20 protein-coding genes are annotated in these 16,421 nt (G+C 45.7%); 11 read left to right on the top strand and 9 right to left on the bottom strand.

The window, feature by feature from the left end; genetic code table 11:
* Nucleotides 1-16 precede the first annotated feature (16 nt).
* A complete protein-coding gene (locus QUB35_RS15820; protein ID WP_333142803.1) occupies nucleotides 17-1,711 on the bottom strand; it encodes a hypothetical protein in 1,695 nt (564 codons plus the stop codon).
* Between the two features lie 284 nt (nucleotides 1,712-1,995).
* Here QUB35_RS15820 and QUB35_RS15815 point away from each other — a divergent pair, with 284 nt between their 5' ends.
* On the top strand, nucleotides 1,996-3,204 hold the full coding sequence (locus tag QUB35_RS15815) for an MFS transporter (RefSeq protein WP_333142802.1): 1,209 nt from the start codon (nucleotides 1,996-1,998) through the stop codon (nucleotides 3,202-3,204).
* A 70-nt stretch (nucleotides 3,205-3,274) separates the two neighbouring features.
* On the opposite strand, the gene QUB35_RS15810 is transcribed toward QUB35_RS15815, so the two are convergent.
* From QUB35_RS15810 to QUB35_RS15775, 8 genes are all read right to left on the bottom strand, one after another.
* Nucleotides 3,275-3,520, bottom strand: coding sequence for a hypothetical protein (locus tag QUB35_RS15810; RefSeq protein ID WP_333142801.1), 246 nt, complete (start codon nucleotides 3,518-3,520; stop codon nucleotides 3,275-3,277).
* 52 nt (nucleotides 3,521-3,572) lie between these two features.
* Nucleotides 3,573-3,884 carry a hypothetical protein gene (locus QUB35_RS15805; RefSeq protein ID WP_333142800.1) on the bottom strand — a complete coding sequence of 104 codons (312 nt, stop codon included), beginning with the start codon at nucleotides 3,882-3,884 and terminating at the stop codon, nucleotides 3,573-3,575.
* 250 nt (nucleotides 3,885-4,134) lie between these two features.
* Complete coding sequence (locus QUB35_RS15800) at nucleotides 4,135-5,706, bottom strand: oleate hydratase (RefSeq protein ID WP_333142799.1); 1,572 nt, start codon at nucleotides 5,704-5,706, stop codon at nucleotides 4,135-4,137.
* A 9-nt stretch (nucleotides 5,707-5,715) separates the two neighbouring features.
* Nucleotides 5,716-6,180: a hypothetical protein gene (locus QUB35_RS15795; RefSeq protein ID WP_333142798.1), complete on the bottom strand. Its 465-nt coding sequence runs from the start codon at nucleotides 6,178-6,180 to the stop codon at nucleotides 5,716-5,718.
* A gap of 27 nt (nucleotides 6,181-6,207) precedes the next feature.
* Nucleotides 6,208-8,334: a heavy metal translocating P-type ATPase gene (locus tag QUB35_RS15790; protein WP_333142797.1), complete on the bottom strand. Its 2,127-nt coding sequence runs from the start codon at nucleotides 8,332-8,334 to the stop codon at nucleotides 6,208-6,210.
* A gap of 135 nt (nucleotides 8,335-8,469) precedes the next feature.
* On the bottom strand, nucleotides 8,470-8,919 hold the full coding sequence (locus QUB35_RS15785) for a pyridoxamine 5'-phosphate oxidase family protein (protein WP_333142796.1): 450 nt from the start codon (nucleotides 8,917-8,919) through the stop codon (nucleotides 8,470-8,472).
* A complete protein-coding gene (locus QUB35_RS15780) occupies nucleotides 8,919-9,047 on the bottom strand; it encodes a hypothetical protein (RefSeq protein WP_333142795.1) in 129 nt (42 codons plus the stop codon). Before QUB35_RS15780 ends, QUB35_RS15785 begins: the two co-directional genes overlap by 1 nt.
* Nucleotides 9,048-9,135: 88 nt before the next feature.
* Nucleotides 9,136-11,253 (bottom strand): response regulator, encoded by a 2,118-nt coding sequence (locus tag QUB35_RS15775; protein WP_333142794.1) that lies wholly within the window; start codon nucleotides 11,251-11,253, stop codon nucleotides 9,136-9,138.
* A 268-nt stretch (nucleotides 11,254-11,521) separates the two neighbouring features.
* Here QUB35_RS15775 and QUB35_RS15770 point away from each other — a divergent pair, with 268 nt between their 5' ends.
* From QUB35_RS15770 to QUB35_RS15730, 10 genes are all read left to right on the top strand, one after another.
* A complete protein-coding gene (locus QUB35_RS15770; protein WP_333142793.1) occupies nucleotides 11,522-11,881 on the top strand; it encodes a four-helix bundle copper-binding protein in 360 nt (119 codons plus the stop codon).
* Nucleotides 11,882-11,911: 30 nt separating this feature from the next.
* The gene (locus QUB35_RS15765; RefSeq protein WP_333142792.1) at nucleotides 11,912-12,157 is read left to right on the top strand and encodes a hypothetical protein; all 246 of its coding nucleotides are present in this window, start codon (nucleotides 11,912-11,914) and stop codon (nucleotides 12,155-12,157) included.
* 68 nt (nucleotides 12,158-12,225) lie between these two features.
* Nucleotides 12,226-12,846, top strand: a complete 621-nt coding sequence (locus QUB35_RS15760; protein ID WP_333142791.1) for a DUF305 domain-containing protein — start codon at nucleotides 12,226-12,228, stop codon at nucleotides 12,844-12,846.
* A gap of 43 nt (nucleotides 12,847-12,889) precedes the next feature.
* On the top strand, nucleotides 12,890-13,141 hold the full coding sequence (locus QUB35_RS15755; RefSeq protein WP_333142790.1) for a DUF2933 domain-containing protein: 252 nt from the start codon (nucleotides 12,890-12,892) through the stop codon (nucleotides 13,139-13,141).
* Nucleotides 13,142-13,191: 50 nt separating this feature from the next.
* A complete protein-coding gene (locus QUB35_RS15750; RefSeq protein ID WP_333142789.1) occupies nucleotides 13,192-13,881 on the top strand; it encodes an isoprenylcysteine carboxylmethyltransferase family protein in 690 nt (229 codons plus the stop codon).
* On the top strand, nucleotides 13,871-14,185 hold the full coding sequence (locus tag QUB35_RS39180) for a DUF5676 family membrane protein (RefSeq protein ID WP_445251356.1): 315 nt from the start codon (nucleotides 13,871-13,873) through the stop codon (nucleotides 14,183-14,185). Before QUB35_RS15750 ends, QUB35_RS39180 begins: the two co-directional genes overlap by 11 nt.
* 106 nt (nucleotides 14,186-14,291) lie before the next feature.
* The gene (locus tag QUB35_RS15745) at nucleotides 14,292-14,783 is read left to right on the top strand and encodes a DUF1269 domain-containing protein (RefSeq protein ID WP_333142788.1); all 492 of its coding nucleotides are present in this window, start codon (nucleotides 14,292-14,294) and stop codon (nucleotides 14,781-14,783) included.
* Nucleotides 14,784-14,838: 55 nt separating this feature from the next.
* Entirely contained in the window at nucleotides 14,839-15,375 is a 537-nt protein-coding gene (locus tag QUB35_RS15740) for a universal stress protein (RefSeq protein WP_333142787.1), read from the top strand.
* 141 nt (nucleotides 15,376-15,516) lie between these two features.
* Complete coding sequence (locus QUB35_RS15735) at nucleotides 15,517-16,203, top strand: methyltransferase domain-containing protein (protein ID WP_333142786.1); 687 nt, start codon at nucleotides 15,517-15,519, stop codon at nucleotides 16,201-16,203.
* Nucleotides 16,200-16,352 (top strand): hypothetical protein, encoded by a 153-nt coding sequence (locus QUB35_RS15730; protein WP_333142785.1) that lies wholly within the window; start codon nucleotides 16,200-16,202, stop codon nucleotides 16,350-16,352. Before QUB35_RS15735 ends, QUB35_RS15730 begins: the two co-directional genes overlap by 4 nt.
* Nucleotides 16,353-16,421 lie beyond the last annotated feature (69 nt).

Raw genomic sequence — 16,421 nt, 5'->3', positions numbered from 1 at the left:
TTGAATTTATTTAACTTTATTGAGCCAATGACTGAAGGACGCTGCCACAAATATTATGACTTGAACCGATCGGCATCACTTCACAACTTGATGGTTCTACTATTGACAGACCACTCCAATCAACAATTCTGACAAAGCGCTCGCTAGATTCACCTCCACAAGTAGCTTTTACGAGATAGTCACCTACACTAGGAAAGTTAACTACAATGGGAATATTTGTACTTTGCTGTAACTTTTCCCAAATTTGGGAATCATCCGATAATCGAGTTACTTGTAACTCAACTGTGGGATGGAAACCAAAGATAGTTACTAGAGGGCTATGTCCCTCTAGCCATGCACCCAATTGAGGTACGCGCAAACCACCTGAAAAGCTAATAGATAAACGGACACTGGGTTGCAAAGCATCTTTAAGTTCTTGACTTTTGATAAAGACTGCATCCCAAGCTTGGGAAACAACCATGCAGGTGTGAATTTCAAACCAGGTAGAATTTTTAAATACTGGTTGTGCTCCACCCTGCCATTTCAATAGCTGCTCATCTTGCAACCGTTGAATATCTGAGAGCAGTTCTTTTTTGTAGAGTAGGATAAATGGCGTACCGAGGGATGGCGTTCCCCAAGAAGCATAGGCTCCTGAATCTGGGTTATCGGGATCTGGAATTAATATCCAAAAGTTACGCTCGGGCAAAATTAGGGAATCCAGGTCTGTAGAACAACTAATTTGGTATCTTGCACCGCGATCCAATTCATTCATATTTATTGGATTTTTTAGAGGGAAATACCATCCAGCGCGTTCGTCCCGAAGCTGGTGAACGTTATCTCTGTACTGAACTTGTACCGATTCTACTGGTCGCCCTTTTAGCTGTTTCGGGTAGAGATAGTAATCAATCTGGCCCAAGAATGGATCTTCAGTGCGATATAAACCTGCAAAAAGGTAGCGGCTCCAGGTGCGTACTCCTTGTTTTAGTGTTACTGGTTTCCCCTCATTTTGCCATTGTTCGTAAACTTCGTGAATTGCTTCGGCAACGGCTTCATAGCGCTGCCTGTTGTCCGTCAGTAACTCTTTTAAGTGTTGGCAAAGCCTCGGCGTCTCGCGGCGGACATGAGTAAATAAAGTTTGGGCATCCCATTGGGCTGTCCATTGCTTTTCGTTAAATATATCTAGAAGTCGGTTTTTATCAGCGTGGCGTAGAAGAGATTGCGAAATTGGATAATTTATATAGGTAGTTGGACCACCGCGACCCCGAACTGCTGAAGGTAAAAATCCCTGTTGCCTTAGCCAAAGATTCCATTCTTTCCATAGCGGTTCTTCAGCAGCGGAACCAGATTCCATGCCCGGTGGACGACGAGCGTCGGACAGACCTAAAATTTTCTGCAATCGCCGGAAGTAGTTTAGTTCTGATATTTTTTCTTCCTCAGCCATCTGATAGGCGGCTAGGACTGTGGCACTGAGAAAGGCAATACTTTTGGGTAAACCGTCAGAATCACACCCTCGCAAGTTGCTCAAATTAACTTGTTGGTCAATGATGACTCTTTTCCTTACGGCAATCAAAAAGTCATCGCGACCGTTGTTGACGCCCGTATCCTTTCCAAATTCTAGACCAATACGCTCGAGTACATCGTCGTCAACGCTTACGTAAAGTTTAGTACCGCGCGGTACGCCACTGGTAAAGTAAGACACTAATGCTTGGTTCCATTCTCTGTAGCTTGCCATTGCTGTTTTCGCTTCTTTGGCTTACCATCTGAGCCGTTTGTTTAAATTATCCCAGGTTTGTGTGACTATTGGTAGTTAATGAGATTCAGCCTGGCGTTGCTGAATACAGGTATAAATTCAAGATTTCGGAATGGGTATAAGCTAAGTAGGGTGAGTTTTGTAACATCAAGCGAAAAGTTGATTCATACCATGAATGAGCAACGCCTAGAAACCATTAACTCGATAGGTTTCGATTACCAGAGTAATCACCAACCCAATACAAATAAAACCCCTCACCTGATTTTATGATTAAAAAGCTCTTCTTACTTCTTGTTTGCTTATTTGTAGTCATGATTGGCTTCGGAGTAAGCCTGCCTGTACTTCCTTTCTACGCCCAACATTTACATATAGCAGTTGTTCCGCGTGAGACGATCGCCATTCACATTACCTTATTAACCAGCATTTACGCCTTCGCTCAGTTAATTACAGCACCGTTTTGGGGGCAATTGTCAGATCGAGTCGGCAGGCGACCCTTAATTTTGATCGGAATTGCCGGTTCCGCGATCGCTCAACTACTATTTGGGTTTGCCTCTTCCCTCGCAATGCTTTATGTTGCTCGAGCAGTCGGTGGGGTTCTAGCCGCTGCGATGCTGCCTGCTGCTGCCGCTTATGTTTCGGATGTAACGACTGAGCGCGATCGCACCCAAGGAATGGCTTGGCTCGGTACAGCAGTGAGTCTTGGAGCAATTGCTGGACCAGCTTTTGGTGGTTTGACAACTCGTGAAGACTTACATTTTACCCTCGGTTTTTTCGATCTCAAAATTGAAAATTATGCTCCTCCCTTTTTTCTAGCTGCGGGTTTGATGTTCTTAACGCTGCTAGTCGCTCTCCGCTGGTTGCCAGAATCGTTACCATCGAGATCCGCAACTGTAGTCCCTCGTCAGCCAGCACTAGATTGGAAAAGGCTGGGTAAACCACTATTACTGCTGTTGGGTTTAGCCACGATCGCCCAGTTTGGACTCACGATGTTTGAAGCCGTTTTTGCATTATATGCTCAAGAAATATTGGGATACGGGCCCGTCCAAACAGGCTTTGTATTTATGATGTGTGGCTCAGTGATGGCAGTCTTTCAAATCATTGCAGTGAGCTTTTTGTCTCGATATATGAATGAGATCGCCCAAGTTGCTCTGGGATTTGCACTCATGGGAAGCGGCATTTTCCTGCTACTAATGGCGCGATCGCTTCCCATTGTGCTGGGAGTTGTCGCTATATTGGCATTCGGTATGGCATTGATTACCCCAAATGTAGCTGCTTTGATTTCAAAACGGGGCGGTCAACACACGGGAACGGTGTTAGGAATTCAAAATGCCGCTAATAGCCTCGGACAAGTTGGGGGATCGATGTTAGGGGGCGTTCTGTTTGCATGGCAGGTAAGCGCCCCTTATAGCTTTGCTGGTGTTTTACTAATGGGAACTGGCTTAATGCTGGGTTGGATGCAGAAACATCAGCATTGATGATTCAGGCACAACACTACCTCACGTCTGGCATCAAGCTTGAGTTAGTGAGAAAAATTCAGGTTCAGGGTTACTGACTAAACTCCCGCTTTGGAACCTCAGAGCGGAACAAAGAAATTGCCGCGACGGTGGCTAACACCTGAACCGCGACAAAAATTCTTAGATTCTTGACTGCTTGTTTGAAGCCTTCTGGGGTGAATAGATTTATATTAGGATGCTGCAACCACCAACAAAGCAGTAAACAGAGCAGTAAAACTGTTAGGGCGACACCGTTTTTCTGATTCCAAAGAACGCCTTGTCTGTTAGTTCTTTTCACAGCATCCTAAATATTTCCCAAAAGGCGATCGCATGGCGATCGCAATAACTGTCTATCTGGAGGGGTTGCTTTGATTTCCTCTCATCCCAGGCATATTGTTCATACCAGGCATATTGTTCATCATATTCTTGCAACAGCTACATCCGCCTTCAGTAGGCTGCTGCGGAGCCTGATTGGTTTGCGCTATTGTTGGAGTAAGACGCTCTTGAGCTACGGGTGCTTCATTGGTAGAGCTAGAAGCTGTAGTTGGGCTAGCAGTCGGGTTGTGAGTGTCTGCAAACGAGGGATTAGCTGTCAAAGCTAACAACGTTAAGCCAGCTATAGTTCCACCGATTACTGTTTTAGCAAGTGTGAGCATACTCATCTTTATCCTCAATTGAGTGATTAATTTCTTAGAACTAAGTCCATACTAAACTCTCCACCAGACTAGAGAGTCAAGGCCTAAATTCAGAAATTCGAGTAAATATGCCTGAAGAATGATGTTGACTTCTCTACTTGACTCTCTACTCGACTAAAGAGTTTAAGATAATAGAACAGAAATTTTGGTAAAGATAATGAAAAAACGGCGTTGCTGATTGACGGTATGAATCAACTTTTCTGGGAAGTTACAAAACTCATTTAAACGCTTTGATTAAAGCCTCAAACTGCACTCGCAGTGACTTATCATGAGGCGAAACGGGCGGGATTTGGCGGTTAATACCTAAAAATTCATAAACTGCCATTTGAGCAACTCGCACCGAATACTCAACCGTGAAGACAACATCATCAGGAATTTCGACAAACTGGCTGATGAAAGCAAGGTTCTTCGAGCTGCGAGGAATCGGCAACGGTCGATCCGTGCCTAAACGAGGCATAAACATACTTGTGATGTACGGCATCCTGCAAGGAATGCAGTTTGCCGATTCCACAGTATCCAGATCGAATCGTAGATGACCGCAGAGTTCTCGCAGAATTTCTTCACCGTTACACTCGCTCATCGGCTTGGGCACAAAATCACCCACGCGATCGGGGAAAAGAGCGTATCCCCAGAAGACCTGTATATCAACAGGTTGATTTATAAAGTGGGGTTGATAGGCGAGCACGATGGACATCAGCCAGTTGGAGTCTTTAAACGTGACAAGCCCACCAGTTCCCGGTTGATTGCTGCTAAATTCAAGCATTTTGTTGAAGAATGCAGGGGTTTTTAGTGTGACTGTAAAAGACTCCCACAGTGACTCGGCAATGCTGTTGTTAAAAGCAGAAGGATTACCGAAATCTGGGCGTTCTGCCGCCAGCTTTTCCCACAAATTCCAACTGTCGCTGTCCTGTTTGGTCAGCTTCTTGGGCGCACTTGTCATAGAACCCAAACTTGAGGCATCAGTCATCGATCCGTTTTGCAGAAAAACCAGGTCGCCGTCTTTAAGCGCGATCGCTTTACTTTCACCCTTCTGCTGATAATGAATGCCTGTCACCACAAACTTGCCTTCTTCGGTGTTGCGATCGAGATCTGTGACCTTGCAATCGACGATGAAATTGACACCTTGATCTGCGAGCCAACTCTGAAGTGGACGAACCAATGAATCGTACTGATTGTAAATGGTTCGCTTCACCCCAGCAAGGGTTTCAATCCGAGAGAATTCGAGCATGAAGCGATGCAAGTAACGGTTGAATTCAACGGCACTGTGCCACGGCTGGAAGGCGAATGTAGTTGCCCACATAAACCAGAATTCAGTCTTGAAGAATTCTGGAGAAAGCCAATCAGTGATACGACTAGCAGCCAATTCGTCTTCATCAGCTTGGCTAAGCTTCAGCAACTCTTGACGATCTTGCATGGAAAAGCCCATTGAACTCACAGGGACTTTTGCTCGGCGGCTGTCAACGAGACGCGCCATAGAATTTGACTTATGCCGTTCATTAAACTCCATAGTTTCGTCAAACACTGTTTTACCGGGCGAACTTAGGGAGGGGATGGACTTGTAAAGATCCCAAGTGCATTCATAATTGTCAGTCGTCAACATCCGTCCCCCCCGCATCGAATAACCGTCTACAGGGTTCCCGGCTCCATCCAAACTCCCGCCCAAGATGGGCTTTACTTCTAGGATAAAAATATTTCTGCCAGGGAGTCCGCCGTCGCGAATTATGAAGGCTGCGGCTGCTAAAGAGCCGATACCACCACCCAACAGATAGGCATTAAATTCCTTGTCCATGTCGATTAATTAGCTCCGCTTTTCGAGATAACCCAACATATGACGGCGAGCCAGATAAAGGATGAATGGTGGTAAAACGATCCACTGAATTACGGCCAGTAAACTCATCCCTAGAATGGGTACTGCCAGCACCGGAACCCCATAGACTTTAGAAACATTAACTCGATAGGTTTCTATTACCAGAGTAATCACCAACCCAATACTGGTAAACAGGAACGCCAGCTTCGAGGTGGGATAAAGCACCCAATTCCGCGAACGAACTAACACACTCACCGCCCAACTACTAAATAGAATGATGACCCCATCGCCGAAGGAGCAGTGAGTCAAATCTTTGATTTTGTCGGCTAAAGAGGGACTTCGGTAGAACTCGTAATAGGGAGCCTGCCAAACTTCGTAAACAAAATTGAGCAAAAAGGCAAAGAGAAACAGGTTGGTTTCTGGTGCCGCTAGAATTTGGACGATTTTCTTGGACACAAACCCTTACTCCTCCAATATATGCAATTAATCATTCAAACGAACGCGACGTAACAACATTGCATTAACTGAAACAACGACCGTCGAAACGCTCATCAATATTGCTCCCAATGCTGGCGTTAATAGAATGCCGAAGGGAGCCCCAATTCCTGCCGCTAAAGGAATTGCAACGACGTTGTACCCAGTTGCCCAAAGCAAGTTCTGAGTCATTTTGTTGTAGGTCGCTTTCGCAAGTTTAAGCGCGTAGGTTGCATCAAGCGGATCGCTTTTAACCAAGATTAAATCAGCCGACTCGATCGCCACATTGGTTCCAGCGCCGATCGCCAGTCCTAAATCCGACTCGGTTAAAGCCGGTGCATCATTGATTCCATCGCCCACAAAGGCGGTTGGCTTCTCAGCTTTGAGCTTACGAATCAATGCAGCTTTATCCTGTGGTAGGACACGAGCATAGTAGCGATCGATCTTCAAATCCCCAGCAACCGCCTTGGCAACGGCTTCGGCATCGCCTGTAATCATGACCACCTGCACGTCCATTTCCTGTAATTTTACAACCGCTTCTCGTGCAGATTCGCGCACTTGATCGGCTAACCCGAATAGGGCGAGAACTTGCTTGTCGTCCATCAGCACGATCGCACTTTCACCACGAGATTCACGTTCTTGTAGTCCTTTTTGCAATGCTGGCGGAAACTGCAATTTCAACTCTTGAACCCATTCGGGTCTGCCAACCCGATAGCGCTGACCGTTTACCACGCCTTCAACGCCCTGACCGGGAACTGCTTTGAAGTCACTGGCTTTTGAAAGCTCGATTTTGCGATGGCTGGCTTCTTCTACGATCGATTGTCCAAGCGGGTGTTCTGATAAAGATTCGAGAGAAGCAGAAATGCCCAAAGCTTTTAACTCATCTATACTATCTGTATAAATTCGTTGCACGCCAAAATGTCCGGTTGTCAATGTCCCCGTCTTATCAAATGCGATTGTTTTAATGTCTTTTGCTCGTTCAAACGCTTCTCGATTTCGTACCAGAATGCCGTTTTTAGCGGACATTGCAGTTGCGTTGACCAGCACTAAGGGGATCGCTAAACCTAACGCATGAGGACAAGCAATCACCAATACAGTAACGGCGCGATTAATTGCAAATGTTAAACCATCTGGTTTAACAGATAGCCAAATGATGAACGCTAGCGTAGCGATCGCGATCGCTGTATAAGTTAGCCAATAGGCCAGTCGATCGGCTAGTGTTTGAAATTTACTTTTAGATGCCTGCGCTTCCTCAACTAAGCGCATAATTTGGCTCAAGGTTGTTTGATCTCCGGTGCGAGTGACTTTGATTGTCAAAGCGCCTTCTCCATTGACCGCTCCGGCGATCGCCTCATCATTGGCTTTTTTGACCACCGGGCGCGACTCCCCAGTGAGAAAAGCTTCGTTGACGTTGGAAGTACCCTCGATGACCTCACCATCAATTGGGACTTGTTCACCGGGACGAATCAGAATTAGATCGCCCTCAACTAATGCGCTTACTTGGACATCTTCTATCTGCCCATTCGCCTGCTTCTTGTGAGCGACAGAAGGCACTAACTTGGCAAGTTCTTGTAGAGCATTGCTGGCTCCCAGCACAGAAGCCATTTCCATCCAGTGACCGAGCAGCATGATATCGACTAAGGTTGCCAGTTCCCAATAGAAAGAATCTCCCGCCAATCCAAGAGTCACTGCCACACTGTAGACAAACGCCACGGTGATTGCTAGAGCAACCAGAGTCATCATGCCAATTTTACTGCGGAGTTCGTAGTAAGCTCCCTTCAGAAAAACCCAGCCACCATAGAAATAAATAATCGTTGAGAAAATGGGAATCACCCAATTCGCACCTGAAAACTGGATGGCTTGATAACTAAACCAATCCTGAAACATGGGCGCAAAATAGAGGACGGGCAGCGTTAGCAAGAGGCAAATAAAGAAGCGTCGTTTGAAAATCTCTGGGCTGTGTCCAGCGTGTTTGTCGTGACCTGCGTGTTGAGCGTGATTAGGCTGTTTACCGTGAGCACTATGATTGCTGTGTGGGTCAGGCAGATTCCTTTCAACTTGCTGTTTGTGTTCGTGGTGCCCAGCGTGTCCCGGCTTGGGTTGGGTTTGTCCATGTTGATGGCGATCGTGGTTCATAAATTAATCCTCCTAATTTAATGTGATGCCCTGGTTGGCAGATTTACAGAGAAGGAAGCTAGGGCGAAATTTTAGAGAGGCGATCGCCGAATTAAAATCAGCCTTCTAAAATAAGTTTGTCCAAATTTTTCGATTTCACTGACTGCTAACTCCATCAGTCGTGCGTCCGCTCATTTCATTCTCGTGAATGCGGTAGATTGCAATCACCTCTGCTCGTCCCCAAGCATCGATCCAGGTTCGATTGATCGCAGGCGAAAGTGTTGGATTCTGCGTTTTGACAAATTGCATCACCCGATCGATGTCTTGCTGCTCAGTGAGGCGTTCAGCGCGACCATTCACAACAACGCTGCGCCAGTGCACCAGATCGTGAACTTCTTCGATCTGTAAGCAAACTTTTGGATTTGCATCCATATACTCAGTCTTCATTCCCACCGTTGTGAAGATATATATTTCTGAGTCTTTGAGGTAATAGTGCATAGGCACAATATATGGATACCCTTCGCCTATGCAGCCGAGGTGTCCATATCCTACTTTATGTAGCAGTTCGTGTATTTCTTTTTGTCCCATTTCATCGATATCTAACATTACTGTTCTCCACTGCTAATTTCAAAATCATCGATCGCTACTAAAACTCTCTGATATACAAAACCTTCCCCAATGCCAGAATGCGCGCGATCGGAGGTAATTGTATGCAACAGTCCTTGCATACCCACTTTGACTGTAAGAAAACAATCTGAGGAACTTATGAGGAGTTAAGAAAAGTTTGAGGTTGAGAATGTTAATAATGAATTAAGACTTCGTTTATTGGAGAATAGCCCTAGAGTCTCCCGCCGAAAAAATACAAGCACACCCAGCAACTTTAGACTGATGCAAGGCTTCGGATGCGGCTTGATAAAGAGAAGGCAAATCCGTTCCATTATCTGGATATTGAGCAATTCCAGCGCTAAATGTGATCCGAAATTGAGTTTGCTCGGGAGCAACAAATTTTCTGTGGTGGAGCGTTGCTAATAATTGAGTGAGTCTTTGAATACCATCTGCCTTAATCATGCTAGATAAGGCAACCACAAATTCATCGCTCTCCCAGCGAGCAACGACTGCATTTTGCCTAAAAGTTTGCCGGAGCAATTGTCCCCACTGACGCATCACCATGTCGCCAGTATTGTACCCGTGACGATCGTTGATCTGTTTGAGATTGTCTAAGTCCAGAACTGCTAGACAGAGCGGCTGCTCCTGTTGATTTGCAAGTTGAAGGTATTTGTTTAAGTCTTGGGTTGACTTATTGCGGTTAGAGAGTTTGGTCAAATAATCTGTCTCAGCAGCATTCTGAAGGAGTTTGATCCGTTCTAGGCGATTGATGATGCGACTGACCAATTCTGGCCCTACGATCGGCTTGCTCACAAAGTCATCTGCACCCACTGAAAACATTTGATTGACGATCGCAGCATCGGTATGCGCCGTCAAAAAAATGATCGGCAAGCGCCCCCAGCGCGAATTGTTGCGGATAATTTTGCAAAGCTCAACGCCACTCACAGCAGGCATTTTCACATCTAAAATTAGCAGATCCGGTGAGCATGATTTCAACGTTTCCCAAAATCGTTGAGGATCGTTCAGCGTTGTTACGCTCAATCCCCAGGGTTCTAGGAACTCCTTCAGAGTTACAAGAATCTGGGGATCAGCATCGACGACCATCACCCGTTGCTTTGCTGTCTCTGCTTGTTGTGCCGCTTGTGCGATCGCTTTCAGCACTTGAGCCGGGGGCAAGGGTTTGTGTAAAAAACTATGTCCGCCGAGTTGGGCAACTTCTAGGCGATCGGTTAATTGATCGTGACTGGTAAAAACTAGAACTGGCACAGAAGGAGTTTGATGACTGAGCTTTGCCAGCAGCCTTAAACTCTCTGTTGTGGGATGAGTAATATCGGGATCGAGTAGCACAACGGTAGGCGCATCCTGCTCAATTTTCGTTTCGGCTTCGGAAAGTGTTGTGGCGATCGCGCTCCGAAATCCCCAGTCCACCGCTTCATTCATCAACTGTTGGGCCAGTTGGCGATCGGGATCGACGATCAATAACAAAGGACGCTCATCCGCAAACAAAGACTCTTCCGGCTCGCTCCCTTTTGTGGTTAAGTCGTTTGATGCGCGGTCAATTTCTGGACGTTTGGATAAGGCGCTGAGGGTTTGTGGTTGAATCGGTTGAGTCGCTTCATGAGACGTGAGTTGAGCCGTCTTGGTTGAATCAGCGATCGCTTCCAAGGGTTTAAGCCGATAACCCAGTCCATAAACCGTTTCAATCAAATCTGTGGGAGCGCCGACCCCTCTAAGTTTCTGTCGTAGCCCTTTAATATGAGTTCTCACGGCATCTTCGCTAGGAGTGTCTCCATAAGCCCAGATTTGATCCAAAATTACGCTGTAGGTAAATACTTGACGACCATTCCGCAAAAAGAACTCTAGGATCGAAAACTCCTTGGGACTCAAGGATAGAAGTTGCCCTGCGTAAGTAACTTCACGACTTGTTGGGTCGAGCCGCAAATTACCCTTCTCCAGCACAGATTGAAAAGTCGTGCCTGTGCGACGCAGCAAGGCTCGAATTCGAGCAATCAATAACTCCTGATCGAGCGGTTTCACCATGTACCCATCGGCACCTGCATCTAGCCCGATCGCTTGATCGTGACCACTGCCTCGCCCTGTTACCACCAGAATTGGCATTTTATAGTCGTGCGCTCTGACTCTACGACAGAGACTTATTCCGTCTAAACGAGGGAGCGTAATATCTATCAGCAGTAAATCATAGTTATAAACAACAATCAGTTCCCAAGCTGCCTCACCATCGTTAGCAACTTCAACCACGTAATTTTGGTTGGAGAGAATGCAAGTAAGTAGGTCGGCAATTGCCTCATCATCTTCTACCACCAAAATTTTCATCAGTCTAACTCCTTTACAGGCTGGTTGCGGTGTCAGGTGAGCGGAATCCTCCAATAATGATGGGAAAGAATGAAATCAGGATGAAATGAATTGCTCATCGCCAAAAAGCTGGAAAAATCTTCCTAAAGACGTAAACCTTGAATCGCTCATAGGTTTCTCATAGTCTGAGCGTAGCTTGAGAGATATAAGAACTTAGTCATCCCCTAACCAAGGTGAAGGGCATAACAATCCGTTCTTCGTTGTGTTGATTCTTTAGGAGCTTAAAACCATGACTACTACTACTACTAAATCTCATCAATCTCTGCTAGAAACCTGCATTCAGAATTGCCTCGACTGTCTTCGTGAGTGTGAGCAATGCGGAACCGCTTGCTTAACCAGTGACATGGTGCAGATGATGGCTCAATGTATTCAGCTATGCCGCGATTGCGCTGATACCTGTGCTCTCTGCGCTCGGTTCATGGCTCGTAATTCTGACCTGCACGCTCAAATGTGTGCGGTTTGTGCAGAAGCGTGCGATCGCTGTGCGACTGAGTGTGAGAAGCACGACCACGATCAGTGTAAAAAGTGCGCTCAAGCCTGCCGTCGTTGTGCTGAATCTTGCCGTCAGATGGCTAAAGCAACAGCATAAAACCTATTTATTTACCGCGTTGGCTGTTGCATGAGCGATCGCGCTCAACCATTATCCTACGCAACAGCCATCAGTGCAGAATCAGTACCCGCTTTAGCTGAGTTTTATCAAATGGAGCCATGCAAAATTGTTTTTATTGCTCCGATAAACTTCTCCGACACATCCAAGGTGGATCTATCCACTGGTTTTGTCGAAGTTGCTGGCAAAAAATGCCCGTTCCTACATCAAAAGCTGGACAAGCAAAAAGTTCTCTCTCTAGCTTTACATCGCTCATAAGTTTCTCACAATCTAAGCGTAGTTTAAAAAGTATAAGAACGTGATCATCCCTTAGCCAAGGTAAGTTTATGAATAAGAAGTTTTTGGTGTACAGCTTAGTCGGGTTACTTAGTAGTGGTGCTATTACTGGATTTGTCCTTATCAACAGCGAACAAGTTCAGTCATTACCTGCACCAAGAAATCCTCAACAACCCAGATCAGTCCGAGTCGATCAGCATTTTATCGAAATGATGATCCCTCATCACCAAGACGCGATCGCAATGGCTGATCTTGCTTTTAGTCGCGCCAAACGCCCAGAAGTTAAAAAATTAGCCCAAGCGATTAAAAAAGACCAAACTCGTGAAATTCAAGAGATGCGTAGCTGGTACAAACAGTGGTTCGGCAAAGAAGTCCCTGCACCTTCAATGAATGACATGGGCATGATGGGAGAGCACCACAACCAAGGGCAGGGCACAGGCTCAGGCATGATGGGTGAGGGCATGATGAGCATGAAAACTGACCTCGACGCGCTCAAGAAAGCCCCGGACTTTGACAAAGAATTTGTGCGACAAATGATTCCCCATCATCAAATGGCGGTGAAGATGGCGAAGATGGCATCTGAGCGTGCTTCTCATCCAGAAATCCGTACTTTGGCTCAGTCAATCATCACATCTCAGAGCGCTGAAATCGCACAGATGCAAGGATGGTAACAAGCCTGGAATCGCGAGTTGTTCTATTCACAAGGAGGTCTTTATGCACCAACATGGTTCATCAAATCAGTCCCAGCCCGATCGTCAGCCAACTCGTCTCAGCTTGCCAATTAAGGTTGTGCTGTATGTCTCGATCGGGATTATTGCGTACTTTTTGATTACAGAACATTGGGCGCATTTAGCGGGCTTTTTACCGTTCTCTTTACTGTTCATCTGTATATTCATGCACCTATTTATGCACGGAGCACATGGGGGACATGGAGGCGGTAACAGTGGCAATAGCCAATCTCGCTGAAGGAAATTATTCGGACTCTGTAAATAAATCTATTTCAAGGAGATCGAACCATGAGAGATATGAGTAACGTTCCTGCTTACGGACTGTGGGGATTAGTGATTATTAATTCCCTGATATTTATTATCTTTGCCTTTAGTTTCACCAAGCCGCGTAACCCAAGAGATTGGCGATCGTTCGGGGCGTTCTCAGCATTCATTGTGGCATTGTTCACAGAAATGTATGGGTTCCCCTTAACGCTTTACTTATTCTCAGGCTGGCTGCAAACCCGCTATCCAGGATTGAACATTTTTTCCCATGATGCTGGGCATCTGTGGTGGACATTCCTGGGGTGGAAAGGCGATCCTCATTGGAATCCGATTCACCTTCTGAGTAATGTACTAATTTTTGGTGGACTGATTTATTTAGGAAATGCTTGGGAAGTTCTCTACAAAGCTCAACGAAGTCATACATTGGCGGTTTCAGGGCCATATTCAACCATTCGCCATCCGCAGTATGTCGGCTTCATTGTCATCATGTTGGGCTTTTTGCTGGAATGGCCTACTCTCGTGACGTTGCTCATGTTCCCCATTTTGGTCGCGATGTATATCCGATTAGCTCACCAAGAAGAACGGGATGCCTTAGCAGAATTTGGTGAGGAGTATGCCCGTTATGCCGCACTGACACCTGCATTTGTCCCCTGGGGTCATCGCAACACTCAGAAAAAACTAGCTCATTCACAGGAGTCTCACCATGATCCATAGTATTCACCCGAACGAAGAAACCCGTATACGTAGTCATTCAGCGCTGAAGCTAAGTGTGCGATCGCTATTTCTTGCCACAGCGATTATTACAGGAATTGCTTATTTGATTTGCATTCTGTTTCTAACAGTGGCACCTGAGATAACGATGGGATTCTTTAGCTATGTTCTTCACGCTAATTTATCTGGTATTACCCGAAGCATTACCTGGGGAAGCTTTATTGTAGGTCTTGTGGTTTGGTCTGTGGGTACTGGTCTGTACGCTGCTTTCGTTGCTCGCCTCTACAATAAGCTTCCGGTGAGATAGAAAACAATGGTGTTCCTACCTTTTTTTGGGGACTAGGAACTGTGATTATCTTCGTGCAATTTTTTCCTTTTCAAAGCTGAGTGTTCATTTTAACAGGTAGAAAAATATGAGTGATCTAATTGTGATTGGCTTTCCTGATGAATTTAAGGCAGATGAAGTGTTGCTCGATCTCAGAAAAATGGAGCGGGAATATCTGATCGATCTAGAAGATGCAGCGATCGTGGTCAAAAAGAAAGATGGCAAAGTCAAGATTAAACAAACTCAAGAACTCGTCACCGGTGGCGCGTTAAGTGGCGGCTTCTGGGGACTGTTAATCGGCTTGATGTTTTTTGAACCCATACTGGGAATTTTGGGTGCAGCAGTGGGTGCGCTTTCCGGTGCCTTAACGGATATCGGCATTGATGATAATTTCATTCAAGAACTAGGCAACACGATCGAACCTGGAACCTCTGCCATTTTTGTTTTGGTGAGAAAGTCTACACCTGACAAGGTTTTGGACGACTTGAGCAAATTTGAGGGAAAAGTCCTACGAACTTCGTTATCTCACGAAGATGAGGCACAACTTCAGGCAGTTCTTACGAAAACCGAAGCAGGGTAAGTCGTAGCTCCAAGAAATCTCGAAGTTACCACTTATCATTCTGAAAGGAGATTCTATGTTTCACAAAATTCTAGTGGCGATCGATCAATCCGATCTGACCGATCATGTTGTTGAAATCGCGATCGCTCAGGCAAAAACGACCGGAGGCAGTTTGCTCCTGCTCCATATTATCCATATGCAGGAGAAAGGGTTTCCCCAGATCGAAGGACTTATCAGCGGAAGTTACAATCCTGAGTATTTTAATACAGAAGTACAGTTCTACGAACAGCATTGGAAAACCTACAAACAGATGGGCTTGAAGTTACTGCAAGCCTCTAGTGAACGGGCGATCGCAGCGGGTGTAGGTGCAGAATCTATGCAAAAAACTGGCGACTTTGTGGATAACCCCGGTGAAACCATCTGTGCGATCGCCCAAGACTGGGAAGCGGATCTGATCGTCATCGGGCATCGGGGACTGTCCGGTGTCAAAGAGTTAATTCAGGGGAGCGTCAGTAACTATGTGTTTCACCATGCACCCTGTTCTGTTTTGAGTGTGCAACATCCCATCACGATAAAAACTGAAAAAACTGAACCTACTCTCGCTCACACATAGGTCAGAGACTTACAGCAAATGGAAGAAAAATCGAATCAAGCCAACCTCATGTTGGTGCATATTATGTCACCCGGTGAGAAGGGTGTCCAGACATTAGCAGCAGCTACTAGCATTATTACTCCATATCAATGAGGTTTCACAATGGAATGGACGGTTGGATGGTGGCAGGTTTCAGTTCAACGAGTTTATCCAACAACTACACAACTGTCTCAAACCTATAACAAAGCTGCCATCTGGTGGCATCAACTTGTTCGTCTTCTGGGTTATCGTCATGCTTATCGAGAGCTATGGCGATCGCTAAAAAACGCTGATATTTTGCTTGACTGGCAAGATAACCTGAACATTTGTGATTGTGGTATTGGCACAGCGGACTTCAGTCTGGCATTTGCTCAAACTATTAATCCAACAATACAGATTACTGGAGTCGATGTCTCATCGGAGATGCTCAAAATAGCCGATCAACAACTCAGTCAGGCAAATATTCGTCATCAAATCTGTCAAAGTGATGTGAATACGTTGCCATTTGCAGACCATTCTTTTGATGGTGTCATGAGTGCCTATATGCTTGAACATTTACTGAATCCAGCACAGGGATTACAAGAAATGGTCAGAGTTTTGCGTCCGGGCGCACCATTAGTTCTTGTGGTGACTCGATCGGGACTACTCGGCTCACTCATTCAGTGGCATTGGGGCACTCGATGTTTCACCCAGGAAAAACTCTCAGCGCTGATACGTGAAGCCGGGTTAAATCGCGTTCAGTTTTTCTCGTTCCCAATAGGATTAGCTCGCTTCACCAGTATGGCTTGTATCGGCTTTAAGAAATCATGATATTTCTAAAAATCTGGTGTTTGGCGATCGCCTTTCCCCTGATCTATTTTATGCGGCTCAAATCTGTCAGTGAAACTATCCTTGAACTGGATGCAGGCTTCCTAATTATTATTAGCTTTGTGGTACTCGTACTCACCCAACAAGCATAAGTGTACAGATTACTGCCCGCACAGTGAAGCTGAACTGGTTGAAAAGTGGAGAAAAGCATTGCTGATTGT

Source organism: Microcoleus sp. B13-B6 (assembly GCF_036705405.1).
Lineage (GTDB): Bacteria > Cyanobacteriota > Cyanobacteriia > Cyanobacteriales > Microcoleaceae > Microcoleus.
The sequence above is the reverse complement of the archived record's forward strand: the minus strand, read 5'-3'. Positions and strand labels throughout refer to the sequence as shown.

What these genes read in the sequence shown, in the direction of transcription:
- QUB35_RS15820 (WP_333142803.1), bottom strand. Translation starts at nt 1,711, where the DNA reads ATGGCAAGCTACAGAGAATGGAACCAAGCATTAGTGTCTTACTTTACC.
- QUB35_RS15815 (WP_333142802.1), top strand. Translation starts at nt 1,996, where the DNA reads ATGATTAAAAAGCTCTTCTTACTTCTTGTTTGCTTATTTGTAGTCATG.
- QUB35_RS15805 (WP_333142800.1), bottom strand. Translation starts at nt 3,884, where the DNA reads ATGAGTATGCTCACACTTGCTAAAACAGTAATCGGTGGAACTATAGCT.
- QUB35_RS15800 (WP_333142799.1), bottom strand. Translation starts at nt 5,706, where the DNA reads ATGGACAAGGAATTTAATGCCTATCTGTTGGGTGGTGGTATCGGCTCT.
- QUB35_RS15790 (WP_333142797.1), bottom strand. Translation starts at nt 8,334, where the DNA reads ATGAACCACGATCGCCATCAACATGGACAAACCCAACCCAAGCCGGGA.
- QUB35_RS15785 (WP_333142796.1), bottom strand. Translation starts at nt 8,919, where the DNA reads ATGTTAGATATCGATGAAATGGGACAAAAAGAAATACACGAACTGCTA.
- QUB35_RS15775 (WP_333142794.1), bottom strand. Translation starts at nt 11,253, where the DNA reads ATGAAAATTTTGGTGGTAGAAGATGATGAGGCAATTGCCGACCTACTT.
- QUB35_RS15770 (WP_333142793.1), top strand. Translation starts at nt 11,522, where the DNA reads ATGACTACTACTACTACTAAATCTCATCAATCTCTGCTAGAAACCTGC.
- QUB35_RS15765 (WP_333142792.1), top strand. Translation starts at nt 11,912, where the DNA reads ATGAGCGATCGCGCTCAACCATTATCCTACGCAACAGCCATCAGTGCA.
- QUB35_RS15760 (WP_333142791.1), top strand. Translation starts at nt 12,226, where the DNA reads ATGAATAAGAAGTTTTTGGTGTACAGCTTAGTCGGGTTACTTAGTAGT.
- QUB35_RS15755 (WP_333142790.1), top strand. Translation starts at nt 12,890, where the DNA reads ATGCACCAACATGGTTCATCAAATCAGTCCCAGCCCGATCGTCAGCCA.
- QUB35_RS15750 (WP_333142789.1), top strand. Translation starts at nt 13,192, where the DNA reads ATGAGAGATATGAGTAACGTTCCTGCTTACGGACTGTGGGGATTAGTG.
- QUB35_RS39180 (WP_445251356.1), top strand. Translation starts at nt 13,871, where the DNA reads ATGATCCATAGTATTCACCCGAACGAAGAAACCCGTATACGTAGTCAT.
- QUB35_RS15745 (WP_333142788.1), top strand. Translation starts at nt 14,292, where the DNA reads ATGAGTGATCTAATTGTGATTGGCTTTCCTGATGAATTTAAGGCAGAT.
- QUB35_RS15740 (WP_333142787.1), top strand. Translation starts at nt 14,839, where the DNA reads ATGTTTCACAAAATTCTAGTGGCGATCGATCAATCCGATCTGACCGAT.
- QUB35_RS15735 (WP_333142786.1), top strand. Translation starts at nt 15,517, where the DNA reads ATGGAATGGACGGTTGGATGGTGGCAGGTTTCAGTTCAACGAGTTTAT.
- QUB35_RS15730 (WP_333142785.1), top strand. Translation starts at nt 16,200, where the DNA reads ATGATATTTCTAAAAATCTGGTGTTTGGCGATCGCCTTTCCCCTGATC.